Raw genomic sequence first — 15,430 nt, forward strand, 5'->3', positions numbered from 1 at the left:
CCACACACCTCCGGATGCGCGAGCAGTCGCGCCGGCACACGTCTCCGGCAATCGGCGTACGGTCCTGCGCATGGAGATCGGGTACGTCATCTTGTACGTCGAGGACCTGGCGGCGTCTGTTGGGTTCTACCGCGACGTAGTGGGGTTCGCGTACAAGTTCACGGATGCCGGGTACGCGGAGTTCGACACGGGCGGAGTGCGGTTCGGCCTGTACGAGCGGCGGCGGGCGGAGTGGTTGACCGGGCGCGGGGTGACGCCGGGGGCGGGTGCGGAGGTCGTGGTGATGGTGGAGGACGTGGATGAGTGCTTCGCGCGGTTGCGGGGCGCGGGGGCGGAGGTTCTGAGCGGGCCAGCGGACCGTCCGTGGGGTCACCGGACGGTCCACGTTGCCGATCCTGACGGGTTCGTCGTGGAGTTCGCGGAGGAGATTCCGCGGGCTCGTCAGCGGCGGTAGTGCTGCTGCCAGCGGCCGCGGGAGATGCCGCTGAGCATCACGATCCAGAAGACGCCCCAGAGCAGCCACGGTGCGGTGAGCGCCACCGAGCTGATCACGAGGCCGATCATCAGGAACGGGGCGATCATCAGGAACGCCGGCGGTGGGCCTGGGCGGCGGCGGAGGTTCGGCGGGCCGGCCTTGACGGGTTGCAGCTCTCCGGTCCTCGGCAGTTCGTCGAAGAGCGGCCCGAACTCGTCGGCGTACCGCGCCTTGGTCGCCTGCTCGCTCCGCTCCTCGAACTCGGCCTGCGTCAACCGCCCGGCCACGAAGTGCTCACTCAGCATCGCAACCGCCTGGTCCCGCTCGGCATCCCCGATCCGCACCCGCTTCCGCGGTACGTCGTTCGCCCGCGAATCCCGCCCATCCCGCGGTACGTCGTTCGCCCGCGGATCAGGTCCGTCCCACAAGCCGTCGTTCGCCCGCGGATCAGGTCTGTCCCACAAACCGTCGTTCGCGGAGCTGTTCGACTGCTGGTTGTTCAACGTGTTGTTGCGTGGGTCGCCGTCCGTGGGCTCGCTCCACGCGGTGGCTCGCCAGTCGCCGGCCCAGCCGCGGGCGTGCCAGTCGCCGCCCCAGTTGTGCTCGCGGGAGCGGCCGCTCGGGTCGTCGAACCAGCCGTTCCAGCCCTCGCTCGGCCCGTAGCCCTGCCAGTCGCGCCGGCGGCGGCCGGCGGGACCGCCTCGGCGTCGGCGATCCCGGTCGGCGGAGCTCATGACGGGTCCTGCTCGCTGTCGCCGTCGGAGTCCGCGAGGATCCCGTACAGCTTCCGCCGCAACTCCAGGACCGCCTCCCGGGCCTTCGCCTGCTGCTCCGGCGTACCGCTCGCCAGCACCTGCCACATCGCCGTCGCGACCTGCCCGAACAGCGGCTTGAACCCGTTCTCGTCGTCACCGGACGGCGCGCTCATCGCCTCCCACGGCGCGGAGACCTCGTCCTGGTGCTCGGCGACGTACGTGCGTCCCTCATCGGTCAGCCGGAACGTCCGCCGCCCGACCTCCGCGTCCGCCGTCACCAGGCCCTCGTCCTCGAGCTGCTGCAGCGTCGGGTAGATCGAGCCGGGGCTCGGCTTCCACCCGCCGCCGCTGCGCTCGGCGATCTCCTGGATGATGCCGTAGCCGTTCATCGGCTGCTCGGCGAGCACGGCGAGGATGGCCGCGCGGACGTCACCGCGCCGCGCCTTCGGACCGCGCCAGCGTGGCGGCGGCGGACCCCACGGCGGCGCGAACATCTGCCCGCCGCCGAACATCCCCCACTGCGGCCCGAACCCCTGCTGGGTCCCGCCGTGTCCCCGGTGCCCGCGGCGACCGGTCATCGCCGCGCGCAACTCGTCCTTGATGTCGTCGAAGGCGGCACAGTTCCGCCCGACCTGCCGCTCGAACTGCCGTACGAAGTCCTGCCACGGGAATCCCGCGGCGTACGCCGATCCGGTCATCTCGACCACCCGTCCCTCACGAATGTGATTGCGATAGTTCGACGATATATCGCGAACCATCGCAACCCAAGGGAGTCAGCGGGTGAAGGTGAGGTCCTTCACCGTCGCGGAGAGCACCACGGCGTTGTCCTGGATGCTGACCTGGGTGAGCTGCGCGTTGTACGGGAGCTGCGGGAGCTGGATCCCGTTGGCCAGCTGGTTCTTCAGCCCGTTCGCGATCGCGGACGGGATCGAGCTGGACAGCTGTCCGAGCGTGAGCGAGATCTTGCCGTTCTGGATCTGCGGCTCGACCGGTACGTCGATGTTGATCCCGTTGGACGCCAGCTTCGCGTGCAGCTTGCCGCCCTCCGCGACCATCGACAGCCCGGCGAGCTCGGGGGTGGTCTTCACGGCCAGCCGGCCGAGCTCCCGCGGCGACAGCCTCACCTGCATGTCGGTGGTGCCGACGGTGACCGTGCCGCTCTGGCCGAACAGCAGTGACCGCGGTACGTGCACGTTCTTCATGTCGACGGTCAGCTTCTCACCCGGGACCTTCGCGAACGCCGGCTTCCCCATGGTCAGCGTGACCTTGGAGAAGTCCTGCTTGATCAGCTGCGGAAGGAACCCGAACCCGCCGATCTTCACAGAGGTGTCGGCGGAGCGCACCTGGTACTTCGCCGCCTCCTTCTGGGCCATCGACGCGAGCTGGTTCTGCGCGACGACCGCCGCGATCCGGTCGACCGCGACCAGCACCACGGCCAGTACCACCAGCGTCACGACGAGCCGGCGCAAACCCCGGCCCTGCCTGCTAGGACTCATTACTGCCCTTCCTGATCATTTCCCGGAGCGCGTCGTCGGTCGGCGCCGCTTCGATGCCGAAGGCAACCGTAGCCGCGGTCGAGTCGACCACGAACGGCCGCTGCCACTGGTACTGCATCTCCACCATCTCCCGCGCGGCCGGATCGACCAATCCGGCTAGCCGGAGTACCGCCGCGGGCATCGCGGCGACCCGCGCCGGCGGCGCACCCGCCAGTACGGCGGCGCGGGCGGCGAGCTGGCGTACCGACAGCGGCTCCGGTGTCGGTACGTGCCAGGCGCGGCCCCACGCGTTCTCGTCGTCCGCGACGGCGATCAGCGTCCGCGCGACGTCGCCGACGTACGTCCAGCTGTGCGGCGCGTCGGGGTCGCCCGGCAGCATCCCGCGCTTCCCGGCGACCACCTTCGGCAGCACGGTCACGCTGAACGGCGACACCGCGCCGGCGCCCAGGTAGTCGGACCCGCGGACTTCGGCCGTCCGGATCCGCCCCGCCTCGTGCGCGGTCAGCGCCTCGTTCCACAGCTGCGCCCGGACCCGCCCCTTCACGGTGCTCGGCCGCAGCGGGAGGTCCTCGGTCATCGGTACGTCGACCGGCCCGTACCCGTACAGGTTCCCGGTGGTGACAAGCACCGCCCCGGACGCCTCAGCCGCCGCGATCAGGGCAGCACCCAGCGGGGGCCACTCCGTCGTCCACTTGTTGTACGCCGGTCCCGCGCAGGAGTAGATCGCCGTGGCGCCGTCGACGTACTGCGTCAGGCCGCCCTTGGCATCCGCGGCGACCAGTTCGGCCGCGTCCGGTCCGGCGCCGGACCGGGTGAGCACCCGAACCCGCTCACCGCGCGCCAGCAGTAGCCGTGCGACGACACTCCCGACCGCGCCGGCACCCACAACGACGTGCACGCGCTTCCCTTCCGTCCGGTCAGCTCACACAGTACCGATCGGACGGTGGCACACCGCTGAGAGGCCGCTCAGCAACCCGGTCTCACTCGGCAAGCGCGGCCGGATCGCTCGCCACCCACGTGTCGGGAGAGGCGATATGGTCCGCGGCCAGGTACTCCGTGATCTCCCCTCTGCCGCCCTCGTACTGGACCAGGCCGGTCCAGCCGCCCGAGCCGTGCGCTCGCGCGATCAACCATCCCGGACGCCAGCCTGCACCGGTCAGCACGAACACGTGGCCAGGGACAGCGAGGCCCTGCAACGCGCGTTCCTCGTAGGTGACCTCCCCCGGCCCGGTCATGACAGCAACCGTCGCCGGAGCCGGAGCTCGTCGCGAATGTCGGGGGGCACAGGCAGCCGGTAGTGCTCCAGCGCTGTTGCGTAGGCCACCAGCGAGGCGGCCAGCTGGCCGCAGTTCCTACGGAAAGCATCGTCCCGGGACGGCGCTCCGCGGCCCTGCCGAACGGCCTCGCGCGCGGACGCGACCCTCGCGAGCAGTTGCAGAAGGTCCTGATCCGCTACGGAGCGATGCTGGATGCCGTGTGCGACGGAGAGTGGTCGGAGAGCCATCGGGCATCGCCTCATCGGCTGCCGGTTCCCGACAAACCGCCTGGCGTGCCATCGTTCCGGAGTCTTACCACCCTACTCCTCGGAGTACGACGAACCGCTCAGAGCTGGAGCTCCGTCTGGAAGCGGGCCCGCTCCCGAGGCAGGACCTCGAGTGACGTGACTTCCACCAGCAGATCGCCGTACACGGAGTTCGTGCCGCTGATGTGCAGGACCGTGCCTGTTCGGAGATCGCGGGCGATCCGCAGATTCCTGAACCGAGGGTGCGGCAGGTGGAACCACTCGACCGCCCTCTCGTACAGCTGCTCCGCTCCCGCTCCGCGGTCGGGCGTTCGATCCGAGCCGAGCCACAACGTCGCCGTCCGCAGCGTGCGGAGCGCCGCCACCTCCGTTGCCGGCTCCCACACCGCTATGTCCTCGACGTCACGATCGTGCAGTGCCAGTGATTCCGTGAGCTGACCGCCGTGTACCCAAGCGACCTCTCTGGGCGTCGCGAGCCACACCAGCATCCCGGCGTCGTCACGCACGCAGATCTCGGTGCCGGTCATCCAGGCCCGCATCAGCCGTGGAGCATGACGCACAGCGCCCGCCGTTCGAATCGTCAGCTCCAGCATGGAGTCGGGACCGGACGACGTAGCCGGCTCGCTCACTGCCGGAAATCTTCGGCCGAGGCCCGTCGTGGCGCCGCCTGATCTGCGTGGATGTTCAACGGACATCACCCTCAGGGTGGCCGGCCGCCGACGCCTCCAGGCGGGACGTCAGCAATCTCCGGATCCCACCACTGTACGCCCGCTTCCCCGGCAGCGGCCCCCGCTCAGGTGACGGCCGGCGGCCAGCGATACGCGATCCATTCCTGCCAACTGACGAAGCCACTCGGCGGGTCGCCGATCGGATCACTTCCGTCGAGCTCGCCCGGCAGCGGGACCTCGAATCTGGCAGCCCAACTCGCGAGTTCCTCGTCGGAGATCGGCCAGGTGTCCTGCGGGCTGGCCGCCAAACGCCTGTCCAGACGTAGCCGCTGCTCGTCCGGTGGCACGTCGAAGTACCGGATCTCGACCCCCGCTCCGACGTCCACCGCCGCCTGCCGCAACGCGGACCGCTCGTCCCGGCTCCAGAGCCCGAAGTCGATGACGACGTTCGTACCGAGCTCCAGAGCCCGCAGCCCGATCCCGATCAACCGCCCCTCGACGACATCGGACGCCGCCTCCGGATTACCGTCGCCGTACAGCGCCTTCATCCACTCATCCTTGGTCAACCGAAGCGCCCCCTCCCCGGCCTCGACCTCCCGAGCCCAGGTCGTCTTCCCAGTCCCCGGCAACCCGACAGTCAGATACAACGTTGGCTTGTTCATCACAGGGGATTCTGGCCGACTTCTACTGGCCGCGCTGCGGTTTTGTCTGGTGTTGCCGGCCTGCTTGGAGGTGGTCGAGGTGGATCGGCTACCGACGCCCCGGTCTCAAGAACCTGCAGCTCACGCAGCGTGCTCTCGTACACGGAGCAGGACCCGGACCGGTCGTCCTGGGTCGTTCTCAGCGATCGGCCGGGCCGCGTTCCTGGCGGATCTCGTCGAGCATCTGCTGGGTGAACGGGTCGTCCTTGGCCCACTCGTCGAGGCTGAACGGCTTGCTGCCTGGCGTAGGCGCCGAGGCGTAGCTGCGGACCGTCGGATCGTCGAGCACACCCGGCGGCGGCTCGTCGTCACCACGCAAGGTGCGGTACTGCTGCGTCGACATCACCACCAGCACAGGTTCGGCGCCGCTGCCCACCAGCACCGGAGGCCCGAACGTACCGCGGCGAATCGCCTCCACCATCTCCGGCAACTGCCGGACGAGCACCTCGGGAGCGACGACGTCCCGGTACTTGCCGAAGGTCTCGTCGCCGCTGAGGTCGTCGTACTGGTCGTAGCTCGCGATGACGGCCTCGGGCACGCCGCCGTCCCCGAACGCGAAGGCATGCGTCTCCCCGTGCGTCATCCGCTGAACCACCCCGGCGATGTCAGCAGCGACGTCAGCAACCGACCGCAGATCAGGGTACGACGAAGCGCACATGCCCACCATGGTAGGCGTCCACCCAGGGCAGACCTGGTCCTCGCTGAGCTTGTGCACCTGACCGAACGTCTTACGAACACCCAATTCCGAACCGACCTGGACAGATTGTGGACAAAAGGCGTCCTCAAGTTTGGCTATCCGGCGAGGATCGGAAACGTCGAGCATCGCCAGGCGGTCGCGGAGGACGTCAAGCTACGGTCCATCCGTTGCTCCGGTCATCCTCGAACCCAGTGATCTGGCCCACGGCGACACCGCGCAGGCCGTTGAGTAGGCCTGATCTCATCAGCTGGGTCAGCTGACGGTCGACCATGCCAAGGCCATGGTTCTCCTCGAACAGCAGGATGCCGCCGTCCAAGCTGAGCAGGTCTGCGCCGATGCCGCAGCGAATGGTGTCAAGGTTGCCGCCCATCAGGAATCCTGCAGCAGCTTCGCCTTCGGTCAGGGCGGCGCTCAGCTCCTTCGGATCCTGGCGGACGACGATCTCGTAGGTAGTCGTTAGGGGGACGCGGCGACGGGTCCGCTCCGAGGCACGGGGCTGTCATCATTCGGCGAGATGGTCGCCCTTGCACCGCCGTGGGCTTGTGGAAGCCCAAGATCGCCCAGGAACGCGCGGCCAACCTGGTCACCTACTGGGCGAGAGACCGTCATCGAGCAATGAAGGCGATGCCCCCGAGAGTTCTTACCCGGAGACCCAGGCAAGCCCGACCAGGCGGCGCCTTGTCGACATCTTGGCCACTGCCTGCCTCGCCATCGCCCTTACCATTCCGGCCGTACTCCTGGCCTGGCCCGACACCCCTGAGTGGCTGTGGCCAGTCGCCGGCCTCATCATGGTCATCGCTATCGTGCCGTTCGGCATCACTCGACAGCCAGGAGATGCGCCACGGCGCGATCACTGAGGCCCCACAGACCCCGGACAACCGTGAACAGCAATCAACTCCTGACCACCGAGCTGGCTCGCCGCTGAGGATCAGGAATTATGCGGCTGTCGGCGGGGATCGAACGGACTCACGGGGCGCCGGGCTGGGTGTGGACGGTCGCGAGCGTCGGCGCCCTGATCCTGTGGTCAATCGGTCTCGGAGCACGCCGCCTCGGCCGCGTCGGTGACTGGTACTGCACGGTCAGGGGCCCTCCTGATGCTGTTCATCGTCGCCGACAGCCTTCATTGGGACCTAGTCATGGTGGCCGGATTCGCGGCGGCGCTTGTCCTTGGCGCGTACGGCACAGTCATGAGGTTTCGACGCCCGAAGCAGGAGCGGCGACCGAGCTGGATCCTCCCGTTGGGCTCGTGCCCTCCGCGTGCCCTAACGAGAACACATGGCAACGGGCTCAGCGATACGCCGTCCGGCCAGGCGGGAGCGGCACAACCGCCATTGCAGGGCAGTACTGCTGGCTCAATCTGACCTCAACCACCCCGTCGCGCAACACGTGCAGGCTCCTACGGATCAGCGGTGCCGACGGTTGTAACGCTCCCGAGCCACCGCACGCGCTTGGCGCAACCGACCCAAGACGGTCTCGTCGATGCTGTCCAAGTCCCCGACAGGGTTTGGCGGTCGAGGCGACCGGACCGAACAGATCGGGCTGGTCACGCAACACCGCCAGATCCGAGATCGCCTCGCCACCATCGGACAGCATCACCGCGAGGTCGACTAGCACCCGGACGCGGATCATGCCTCGAACCGCGCGCTGACGAAGCCCGCTCAATGCCTCCCTGAAGGCATGGAACAAACCGGTGACCTCGGCCAGATCGGCGAGCAGCCGCGACCTGGCATGCGAGGCGACACCCCGCCCATGAGCCGTCACCCTGACCACGGGACGCGTCGTTGTATCTTCACCTGCGAACTGCCTTCCCTCTCGGGTCATTCTGAGCTCGAGGCAAGTCCAGAATCCCTTTGCAGGTAAGGCACTTCTCTACAGCCAGGCCGCGTGTCGACCACCGCGATCACATCGTTACTGCAAAGCGAGGTTTAGTGGCGCGGGTCCCGCCGGGTGCTCCTCGGCCGGACTCCCGGCCGGTCGGTCGACCGGCCGGCCGGGAATGCCGTTACCCGGATGCCCATTCGCACAGCTCGGTCCCATTGGCGCGAAGGGCGAACACGGTGGCATCAGCAGCTTGTGCCAACGCCGTAACGCCTTCCCAAGCTTTCCCATCAGCAGTCCCATTTCCTCCAGCGGCAGGTGCCTCGCGACTGTTCAACTGAAGGGTCGCAACCTCGGTTCCCACGGCACGTTCCAGAGTGTGCCTGGATGGGCTGTACGCGACCTCGGCTTCACCGTTCTGTGCCAACAAGGCATCCGCGGAGGGATCCGGTACGAGCACCGTCGACAGGGGTTCGCCAGTGTCGGCCTTTACCAAACCGTTCTGAGTCAGCGCGGCGATGGTCCCGCCAAGATCGAAGAGACCGTTCAATGGGATAACGTTCGTGTGCTTTGTTGTGCTCGACGCAATTGCTAGGACGTCTGTTGCCGACTCGTCGGATAACCAACCTGGCGCCACGATCAGCGTGCTACCCGTTCGAGCGATTTTCTTGGTGCCCTCGTACCCAGCCGGCAGGTCAAAGGCTCTCGACGTTGTGCCGTCGCTGGACACCCGTTGGAGATAGGGAACGTTGAGGCGGCCGATCAGCACCCCGTCGCCGTCCGCAATGAGGGTTGAAATCCATGTGCCAGCCAGGGGCTGGGTCGTGTCAACTGCACCAGGGAGCTGACCTTCGGCGTCCGCAGGGATCGACGTTGTGGTTATCGTCTCTCGGATTGGATCCCAGCGCGCGACAGCGTACGGAAGATTGACCCATACAGCGCCATCGCTGGTGATAACGGTGGTCGTGACAGGACCGTTGTATCCGGAGTCCGGCAACGGATACTGAACGTCTTGGCCAGTCGCGAGATCATAGCGATGGAGGCTCGATTTGCCTCCGATTTCCATGACCGGGAACCATAACGCGTCCTTCACCTTGTCGAAGGCGAGGGAGTAGGGCGGAGCGTTCAAACGTTCCAGTACCACGCAGTCCGTCGCCTTCGCGGCCGAATGACTCGTTGCGACCTGGTTGCCGCAGGCCGAGCAGAGTACTCCGATCGCGACGAGAACAGCTATTCGTATTCTCCATGTTCGCAATATGCTCACCTCAACTGTCGGCCGAGTAGTATTGCGCGAAACTGCTAGATTGAGGCCGTTCTCGTCGATCACCGCTTTGAACGGATCCAGCTTCGAGCGCCGAGGTGCGTACGGTTGCCGCGGCGGTTGCCACGCCGAACTCAGCGCCTGCCGAACGGTGCGCCAGCCCACTCCGTACTTGCGCTCCAAAGCCCTGTTCGACAGACCCGCCCGCGAAACACGGCTCCGGGGGGGGGGGGGGGGGCATACAACTCGACCTTCGACAGACGTGGCGGCATCGGCTGCGCCCCCTCACTGGGCACAACGATCCTCCCACCACAACCCCGTCAGTGACGTCAAAATTCGCTGACAACTTCCGGCCCAAGCAGCAGGTGCCGTCACAATTCACGGAGATCCGACGTCACAGAACACTCTCAGAGCCATAGACCCCGATCGTGGCCGACCCGCAGTCAGAGGACTCGACAACACCCAGATAACAGCAGTCAATACCCGTTGCTCTGTGCGATGCCTCCATTTGGCTGCCTTGCCGGCCACCGGGAAGGCTGGACGTGACGTCGGCGCTTGAGCGCCGGCGTCACCATCTTTGTCGATTGGGTCGTGTCAGCTGACGTAGAGGCCGTCTCCGGCTGTGGATTGCCTGCCTGGGTCGGTGGCGATGGGGGTGATGGTGATGTCGTAGTCCTCGTTCGGGCCGTCTGTGATGCCGTCGTGGTGCGTGCGGCGGCCTCGGGCAAGGATGCGGATCAGGTGCAGGCCCGGCGCGGTGGGTGTGTAGATCAGCGGTGCCGATCCGCCCCCCATCAATGGCACGAGATGTATGTCGCCTTCGATCGGAATCGCGGCCTGTTCCCCGACGTCCCACCCTTCCGCGGCGGCGGTAAGGTCGGGCAGCGGTTCGCGCACGATGTGGACGGTGACATTGACCGGGGCATCGGTGCCGCCGGTGAGGATGATGAGCGCGCCTGGTACCTGGGGATCGAGCGCCAGCAGTGGGCCTACGGGGCCGCTGGAGTCGACGACGGGGTTGTCGCCACCGAACGGGGCCAGGAGGAACTGATGGTAGGAGACCCCGATTTGGTAAGTCTGTGGCGTGGTCATCAAGCGAACGCTACCTGGAACGGGTCGCCGCCGAGGATCCGCTGCTGTAGGTAGAACCCGCTGAGGTCACCGCCCGCCGACTGGTTCTGCGTTTCGTTGATGAAGCAGCGGCTGAAGCCGCTCGGCCCCGTGCGCGGCGGGTCTGGACGGACCTGTACTAATCGGGTCGTCGGCCGGTGGGGTCCTGCCTGCAGAGTGGCTGGCTCAGACCGCCATGTACTCGTCTCGGACGACTCCTAATGAGAAGGTCGTCAGCTCAGCTCGACATGTGGCCAGCTGGCTGCGCTGTCCTCGTCGTCGGCGCGGACCCGAGGTTGGCGGCGGTGAGCCCCAGAGGAGGCTCGGCGTAAACTCCGGGGTCGACGTGGTGGGGTCAAACCGGAGCGAAAGGTGCCGATGGACGTGGGTGAAGCGGATGCCGATATTCCGGTCGTGTCGCTCTCGGATGGCGTGGTCACTCTCCGACCTTGGTCGAGAGCTGAGGCCGGGTTCATGGCGGAAGCATTCGCCGATCCAGCGATCCGACGTTACAACGGGCCCCACGACCGACTCGGACGACCGGCTCCGCCGCTCTCGATCAAGGATGCTGAAGCGATCATCGACGAGTTCGCGTCGAGCTGGCGGGCGTTCGTCGCGGCGGAGCCACCATCTGGTGTTGCATTCGCGATCACGGACGCAGCCTCTGGTGGCCTGGTCGGCTGCTGCGGCGTCGATGACTGGTCGCAGGCAGACGTAGCGCAGTTCGGCTACTGGATCGGGCCGGGCGCGCGAGGGCGCGGGTACGCGACTCGGGCGGTGGTTCTGCTCACACGGTGGTTGTTCGAGCTCGGCGCAGCTCGCGCCTTCCTGACGGTCGAGGCGGACAATGAAGCGTCGGCTGCGGTGGCCCGCCGAGCGGGGTTCGTGCACGAGGGAACGATGCGCGCACACAGCGTGTGGCAGGGTGAGCGGATCGACGTGATGTGGTTTGCGGCGCTGCCGCTCGAATGGGCGATGCGCGAGCCGGACGAACCAGCGTGATGTGCAACGCGATCGGAGCCGGCTTGTCGAGTCTTTCGGCGACGGCAACGAGTCGGGGATGTACGCCATGGCGAAGGCAACACCTGACCCCAACGACCTGCACCCGCGAGCGACGATGAGCACCTGGTCGACGACCACCGGAGCGCAGACGAGCGGGTGGCGATCAGCGTGCCTGCCTCTACGGATCAGAAGGCGCCGGCGGCGCCTGGTCGGCCTGACCAGGGCGTGTTGCTAGAGGCGCTTGTAGAGAGCGGATGCGATGCTGTCGTTCTTCCTCGTAACGAGGATGCTGTCGTTCTTCCTCGTAACGAGAAGGTGTCTGTTCGACCCGGCAGGTACCGCGCTGGCTCAGTGACTGACCCGCAGCACGGCGAGTAGAGCACCACCGTAGCCGCAAGCGCCGCACAAGCCGCGGCCCTGATCTCAATCCAGCTTATGTCTCGGCATCGTCAAGCCGAGATCTGCGACGCCCCCGGGCTAGAGGACTACGAGAAGCAAGCCTTTCCTACAGACCAGCGCTTCGTGGTCCACGGCCACACGTTCCGAGCACGCCGGGATGCAGAGCCGGCCGGCCCACTCGGCAGCCTTCCCGGTTACTGGACGTGGATCGTGGGACTCGCTCTCTTTGGCATCGCAGCTATCGCCGTGTTTGCTCATGGTGTGGCTAGATCCCGGCTTGTTCTCAAGCTGAGGCTGACTTGACGGCATGACAGCCGGCTGTCCGCTCCCGCCAGGTGATCCAGCGGTCGAACCAGATGGCGGCGCAGCTTCCTGCCTAAGCTAAGCTTCCTTCAGCCTGGGCCCCCGTAGCTCAGGGGATAGAGCAGTGGTTTCCTAAACCATGTGCCGCAGGTTCGAATCCTGCCGGGGGCACCGTCTGGGCGCTGGCCCGCCGCTTTCACTTCGTTGCGTCTGCGGTGCCGATGACTCTCGCTCGTCGGTACTGCTTGGCCTCCACTATTCCGCGCCCTTTCAGCGTCGCGATCGCGCGGCTCACCGTGCCGACGGAGACGCTGTGGAGTGCCGCCAGGTCACGCGACAGCGGAAGTTCAGAACCAAGCGGGTACTTGCCGGACGCGATGTCCGTCTGGAGTGCTGTAGCCAGTGCTTCGTACGCGTGCACGGGTCGCACGTGGTTGTCGTAGCTCGGCCGGGGAAGTGTCTGGGCCAAAGCCTCGGCGGCCGACTCGTGCGTATGGTCCGTCCAGGCGACGTAGAACTTCAGGGTTGTCGCGCTCGAGTGGCCGATCCAGCCTTGGACCTTCTTGATGTCCACGCCACCCGACAGCAACTCGGTCGCCGTGTGATGCCGGATCGAATGGAGGCGAGTGCTTCTGAGACCGCGGCGCTTCGCGGCCCCGCGCATACCGCTGCGTCGCTGTGTTGGGCTTGAACGCAGTCGAGAAGTCCGGCGCTGTCGAGAAGATGAAGGCGTCCGGGCGGAGTTCTGTGCCAAGTAGCTTGCACTGCTCGGCACAGCTATCGCGGTGACTCGCCAGAAGCTCCAGGGACAGCTCGTCGAGCGGTACATAGTGGTGCTGCTTGTTCTTCGTCGGGGTCTCGACGACCTCACCTTTCACCTGGTCGCCCGCACGGACGACATGCAGCCGTCGTCGGGTCGTACTCAAGTCGGTCCACCGCAGGACACACATCTCTCCTCGCCGGCTTCCGCTGATCATCGTCAGCCACACGAACAAGCCCCAGTGAAGCTCCTTGAAGGCCTCGTTCATGAGCGGCGCCAGCTCTTCCGGCGTGGGCGGGTCAGGCTCGGGCCGGTCGAACGGGCGGCGGATCGGCCATCGCGGAACGTTCGCGCCGACGTACCCCCACTTCAGGCCCAGCTTGAACGCCGCGGTCAGGATGAAGTGGATCGCCCGTACTGAGCTGTTCTTGAGGGGCTCGCAGGCGTGATCCTTCGCGCGATGGTCCGTGCCGAGGATGTTGTTGTAGCGACAGGTCTGGAGCAGTGCGTAGTAGCCCTCCAGGAACTCGATCGACGCCTTGGGGTCGGTTGTGAACCTTCTCGCCTTGACGCCGGCGAACCGAGGGACCAGGTAGTCACGTATCAACTGGTCGCGACGCTGCCGAGTGCGCCGAGCATGCTCCGCGCTGACGGCACACCACTTCTCGATCAGCTCGAGAACTGTCAGGTTCGTTCGTGCATGCTTCTGCTCGTCTACCAGGCTGAGCAGCTTGTCAACTCGACCTCGGCTTGGTCCCAGTCGTCGACCGGATCGGATTTCAGCAGGTTCCGCTTGCCGGTCAGGGGGTTGGTGCCCGCGGAGACGACGGCTCGGAACGTGCCGTTCTGCGCTCCTCGATGTGCCCACGCCGCCTCGCACGCTTCGCCATGGCCTGCGGTTATCAGGTCGCTGTTCCCGAAACCGTTCCCAGAGACGCAGAACCTGAGCTTCTTCTCTGGCGTTTACTCAGGTCACGGCCGATTTGCTGTCAATCTCAGCCTTGCGACGCACGGTTTAGGAAACCGACGCTCTATCCCCTGAGCTACGGGGGCGCACGCGGGGACAGCTTGGCGGAGGTGGGGTGGTCAGCCGGTCAGGGCGGTGACGCCCAGGTGGCCGGCTATCGAGTTGTAGCGTTCGGCGTAGAGGGTGGTGCAGCGGGAGGCGGCGCAGCCGGCGCCGGCGAAGGCGAGGCCGCGGATGGTGGCTGAGCTGCTGCCGCGGCGGGTGTAGACCGGGCCGCCGGAGTCGCCGCCGATGATTGCGACCAGCCCGCCGCGGGTCGCGCGGATGACGTACGTCGTGCAGCCGTCGGTGTCGCAGTAGCTGGCCGACGTGGAGCGGACCGTGAGGTTGCACACCGACGTACTGAAGCTCCCGGACTGGCAGACGACCGTGCCGACGCCGGGGTCGCCGCCGCCGGTGACCGTACGGGTGTTGGCGGTGTCGCCGGGCCCGTCGGTCCAGATTTTCGCGCCGTACGAGCTGCCGGTGACCAGCGACTGGTCGTAGTCCGGGTAGTTCGTGCGGACCGAGGTCGTGCCGTAGTAGTTCGTGCCCGACTTCCACACCGTCCCCGGTGCGCCGCAGTGCCCGGCGGTGACCGAGCCGCGCTGGCCGTTCGACCGCCGTACGACGGAGAACCCGGCGGAGCAGTTCTTCAGCGCGGACGTGATCCGCGCGCCGCCCCAATGCCCGCCTTTCGGGGTGTCGCTGAGCCGCGACGTACGCGCGAGCGACCCCGCCACCAGCTGTACGCCGGACAGCCCGCGGAGGCCTTCGAGCGAGGCGGGGGAGGTGGTCGCCTGGTCGTACTCGACGACCACGTTCTCGCTGGACGGGTCCAGGTCGGCGGAGAACGTCGTACGGGCGGCATCCGCGGACCACGCGCGTTTGCCGACCGTCCGCCAGGTGTCGGCGATCGCCTGGGCCGAGCGGCAGCTGTGCTCCACCTTCACCATCTGCTTGCCGGCGGTCGGCAGGTTCCGGGCCATCGCGGACTGGTACTTCTTGGTGTCCGCGTTCGCCGAGTCCACGAGGACCTCGTACCCGGTGGCGGCGGAGCCGACGACGCCGATGACGCCCTGGCTGAGCCCGTACGGCAGGCCGGACCTCGGGCGGCCGGTGGCGTCGAGCGGCTCCAGCGAGCGGATCGCGGCCGAGATGCCGTCGCCGAGCGACTCGCCGAGCGGGCGGGCGTCGGACGCGGACGTCGGCTGCGCGAGCCGGGTCGCCTCCGTCGAACTCGCGCTCGGCTGTGCATGTGAGCACGCCGCAGCGCCCGTCACCGTGCCCGAGGAGGGGGCAGTGAGGGCGACTGCGCAGAGTGAGACTGAGCCGAGTGTGACCAGCGGGATGGTAACGGAGAGTCGCACGAAGCTCCCAAGATCGGTGGACCAACCACTAGATGGTCCGGTCAGAAACTCCTTTCCGTCAAGAGGTGGTCACCGTCCGCGAGCAGA

General features: G+C 67.0%; 15 protein-coding genes, 1 tRNA gene and 1 pseudogene. 3 read left to right on the plus strand and 14 right to left on the minus strand.

Annotated features, from left to right (window positions below; translation table 11 throughout):
* Nucleotides 1-70: 70 nt before the first annotated feature.
* Nucleotides 71-454: a VOC family protein gene (locus JOF29_RS05440; RefSeq protein ID WP_209693133.1), complete on the plus strand. Its 384-nt coding sequence runs from the start codon at nt 71-73 to the stop codon at nt 452-454.
* On the opposite strand, the gene JOF29_RS05445 is transcribed toward JOF29_RS05440, so the two are convergent.
* The 12 genes and pseudogenes from JOF29_RS05445 to JOF29_RS05500 form a co-directional block, all read right to left on the minus strand.
* Entirely contained in the window at nt 442-1,209 is a 768-nt protein-coding gene (locus JOF29_RS05445; RefSeq protein ID WP_209693134.1) for a DUF1707 SHOCT-like domain-containing protein, read from the minus strand. The genes JOF29_RS05440 and JOF29_RS05445 overlap by 13 nt on opposite strands.
* The gene (locus tag JOF29_RS05450) at nt 1,206-1,928 is read right to left on the minus strand and encodes a PadR family transcriptional regulator (RefSeq protein ID WP_209693135.1); all 723 of its coding nucleotides are present in this window, start codon (nt 1,926-1,928) and stop codon (nt 1,206-1,208) included. The genes JOF29_RS05445 and JOF29_RS05450 overlap by 4 nt, the downstream gene beginning before the upstream one ends.
* A 75-nt stretch (nt 1,929-2,003) precedes the next feature.
* On the minus strand, nt 2,004-2,726 hold the full coding sequence (locus tag JOF29_RS05455; protein ID WP_209693136.1) for an LmeA family phospholipid-binding protein: 723 nt from the start codon (nt 2,724-2,726) through the stop codon (nt 2,004-2,006).
* Complete coding sequence (locus JOF29_RS05460; protein WP_209693137.1) at nt 2,716-3,624, minus strand: NAD-dependent epimerase/dehydratase family protein; 909 nt, start codon at nt 3,622-3,624, stop codon at nt 2,716-2,718. Before JOF29_RS05460 ends, JOF29_RS05455 begins: the two co-directional genes overlap by 11 nt.
* Nucleotides 3,625-3,706: 82 nt before the next feature.
* Nucleotides 3,707-3,961, minus strand: a complete 255-nt coding sequence (locus JOF29_RS05465) for a hypothetical protein (RefSeq protein ID WP_209693138.1) — start codon at nt 3,959-3,961, stop codon at nt 3,707-3,709.
* A 367-nt stretch (nt 3,962-4,328) separates the two neighbouring features.
* Nucleotides 4,329-4,877, minus strand: a complete 549-nt coding sequence (locus JOF29_RS05470) for a hypothetical protein (RefSeq protein ID WP_209693139.1) — start codon at nt 4,875-4,877, stop codon at nt 4,329-4,331.
* A gap of 164 nt (nt 4,878-5,041) precedes the next feature.
* Nucleotides 5,042-5,578: a P-loop nucleotide/nucleoside kinase family protein gene (locus JOF29_RS05475; protein WP_209693140.1), complete on the minus strand. Its 537-nt coding sequence runs from the start codon at nt 5,576-5,578 to the stop codon at nt 5,042-5,044.
* Between the two features lie 178 nt (nt 5,579-5,756).
* On the minus strand, nt 5,757-6,275 hold the full coding sequence (locus tag JOF29_RS05480; protein WP_209693141.1) for a hypothetical protein: 519 nt from the start codon (nt 6,273-6,275) through the stop codon (nt 5,757-5,759).
* A 187-nt stretch (nt 6,276-6,462) separates the two neighbouring features.
* Nucleotides 6,463-6,684: a hypothetical protein gene (locus JOF29_RS05485; RefSeq protein ID WP_209693142.1), complete on the minus strand. Its 222-nt coding sequence runs from the start codon at nt 6,682-6,684 to the stop codon at nt 6,463-6,465.
* A gap of 1,057 nt (nt 6,685-7,741) precedes the next feature.
* Nucleotides 7,742-8,135, minus strand: a pseudogene (locus JOF29_RS05490) (IS1380 family transposase); the annotation flags it as partial.
* A 181-nt stretch (nt 8,136-8,316) separates the two neighbouring features.
* A complete protein-coding gene (locus tag JOF29_RS05495) occupies nt 8,317-9,459 on the minus strand; it encodes a hypothetical protein (RefSeq protein ID WP_209693144.1) in 1,143 nt (380 codons plus the stop codon).
* Nucleotides 9,460-9,987: 528 nt separating this feature from the next.
* Nucleotides 9,988-10,485, minus strand: coding sequence for a hypothetical protein (locus JOF29_RS05500; RefSeq protein WP_209693145.1), 498 nt, complete (start codon nt 10,483-10,485; stop codon nt 9,988-9,990).
* Nucleotides 10,486-10,881: 396 nt separating this feature from the next.
* On the opposite strand from JOF29_RS05500, the gene JOF29_RS05505 reads away from it, so the two are divergent.
* The gene (locus tag JOF29_RS05505) at nt 10,882-11,505 is read left to right on the plus strand and encodes a GNAT family N-acetyltransferase (protein WP_245357942.1); all 624 of its coding nucleotides are present in this window, start codon (nt 10,882-10,884) and stop codon (nt 11,503-11,505) included.
* A gap of 800 nt (nt 11,506-12,305) precedes the next feature.
* Nucleotides 12,306-12,378: transfer RNA gene (locus JOF29_RS05510), tRNA-Arg, on the plus strand.
* Between the two features lie 25 nt (nt 12,379-12,403).
* Here the strand turns inward: JOF29_RS05510 and JOF29_RS05515 are convergent.
* Together JOF29_RS05515 and JOF29_RS05520 are read right to left on the minus strand one after the other, a co-directional pair.
* Nucleotides 12,404-13,036 carry a GntR family transcriptional regulator gene (locus JOF29_RS05515; RefSeq protein ID WP_281067211.1) on the minus strand — a complete coding sequence of 211 codons (633 nt, stop codon included), beginning with the start codon at nt 13,034-13,036 and terminating at the stop codon, nt 12,404-12,406.
* Nucleotides 13,037-14,053: 1,017 nt separating this feature from the next.
* Complete coding sequence (locus tag JOF29_RS05520; RefSeq protein WP_307863160.1) at nt 14,054-15,256, minus strand: chymotrypsin family serine protease; 1,203 nt, start codon at nt 15,254-15,256, stop codon at nt 14,054-14,056.
* Between the last annotated feature and the right edge of the window lie 174 nt (nt 15,257-15,430).

It is taken from the genome of Kribbella aluminosa, assembly GCF_017876295.1.
GTDB classification, from domain to species: domain Bacteria; phylum Actinomycetota; class Actinomycetes; order Propionibacteriales; family Kribbellaceae; genus Kribbella; species Kribbella aluminosa.